The sequence below is a fragment of the Aquicoccus porphyridii genome (assembly GCF_008369105.1).
Taxonomy (GTDB): Bacteria; Pseudomonadota; Alphaproteobacteria; order Rhodobacterales; family Rhodobacteraceae; genus Aquicoccus; species Aquicoccus porphyridii.
The window spans coordinates 1-1,462 of sequence record NZ_VINQ01000053.1; the positions used below are offsets into that span (position 1 = coordinate 1).

Below are 1,462 nucleotides of genomic sequence, written 5' to 3' on the forward strand. Positions count from 1 at the left end.
CGGCCCACTGCAGTCACTCGCCAAGCCTTTGTGACGCTGCGGCGCGGCCCGTCGAAGCTGCCGTTGGTGCATCCTGCAGCATTTCCGGAACATGAACGACGGCAGTGCGGGAACAAAGCGGACGCTCAGCGCACGTGCTGGAGTGGACGCAAGAAGTCCTACCCAGAACCTAGCGAAATCTCAGCGGTCAGGTTTACCCTGTTGCCTCATCACTCTTCAGCCACCATTCCCCCAGGCCGTCAAGCAACGGAACCAGTTTCTGCCCGGCCTCCGTCAGGTCATACTCGACCCGGAGAGGGTAGCCGGGAAACTGGGTGCGCTGCACCACGCCGGCGTCTTCAAGTTTGCGCAATTCGAGAGTCAGCATCTTGTGCGAGATGGTCGGATTATCCCGACGCAGGTCACTGAACCGCTTTGTACCATCCTGAAGATAGTACACCAACAGCGTAGGCCAGCGGCCACTGAGGACCTGCATCACCTCTTCGATCGGGCAGCGCGAAACAAGCTCTTTCATGGACGCCTCATGGTAACAAAAAGGTTCGTAATTTTACACAGTCGCCAAATCATTTAAGGCTCGGCCTCGCTGCGCAGCGTCATCCCGTATAACCTCGGAGACGAAAAACAATGACACCGATCTTAGTATATGGCTTCCCATCGGGAAGCTCCATGGGGCTGATTGCGGCACTGGAATGGCTTGGCAAGCCCTACCGGCTTTGCCGTGTCGACATGTTCGGAGAGATGCACGATCCGGCATATGCAAAGCTGAACCCACGCATCGAAACTCCTGCATTCATCACTGATCAAGGCGATGTACTGACGGAAACCATGGCCATCGCCGCATGGCTGGAGACAAGGGATACCGAGCGGCGCATCAGCTTTGATCCGCTGACGCGCGACGCGGATCGCATGCATCAGCTGATGGCCTTCATCAATACAGGCTTTACCGGAGCCTTCAGCCCGCTGTGGGCTGCAATGGAGATGGAGGTCGCCGAGCCTGCTGTTCAGGCCGCGTGGCAAAAGCTGGGCATGGAAGGCGTACTTGACCGTCACGACAAACTGGAAAGTCTGATTGAGGGCGGGCCCTACCTGCTGGGAGACCGGCCGACACTAGCAGATGGTATTCTGATCGGTGTGGCCCGCTGGCTGGAGTTTCATAACGTTGCCGAGATCGCGCGCTGGCCAAAGATCGCGGCCATCCGTCAAGTTCTGGAGGCGGACCCTGCCGTTGTGTTCGCAACAGGACTTGAGAATGGTGAACACCTTCATGGCAGCGGGTTCTGTCAAGGCCACGTAGCGCTGGCCGATGTTATCGAGAAGTGCGGCGCATAGCGATTTATTGCGCCCCAGCTAATTAGCTGGGGCGCAATAAATTGATCATCGATGCCCGTCCGCTGTGGGCTCGAAGCCGACCTGCGGCAGCCCTCCCATCAAGCGATCGGTGGCGTCGTTCGCCGCCCTGACC

General features: G+C 58.2%; 2 protein-coding genes. One reads left to right on the forward strand and one right to left on the reverse strand.

The genetic code is table 11. The features are described 5' to 3' along the window. Positions 1-193: 193 nt before the first annotated feature. Complete coding sequence (locus FLO80_RS21665; protein ID WP_111362415.1) at positions 194-514, reverse strand: winged helix-turn-helix transcriptional regulator; 321 nt, start codon at positions 512-514, stop codon at positions 194-196. A gap of 110 nt (positions 515-624) precedes the next feature. On the opposite strand from FLO80_RS21665, the gene FLO80_RS21670 reads away from it, so the two are divergent. Beyond that, positions 625-1,329 carry a glutathione S-transferase family protein gene (locus FLO80_RS21670; protein WP_149187115.1) on the forward strand — a complete coding sequence of 235 codons (705 nt, stop codon included), beginning with the start codon at positions 625-627 and terminating at the stop codon, positions 1,327-1,329. Positions 1,330-1,462: the final 133 nt, after the last annotated feature.

What these genes read in the sequence shown, in the direction of transcription:
- FLO80_RS21665 (WP_111362415.1), bottom strand. Translation starts at nt 514, where the DNA reads ATGAAAGAGCTTGTTTCGCGCTGCCCGATCGAAGAGGTGATGCAGGTC.
- FLO80_RS21670 (WP_149187115.1), top strand. Translation starts at nt 625, where the DNA reads ATGACACCGATCTTAGTATATGGCTTCCCATCGGGAAGCTCCATGGGG.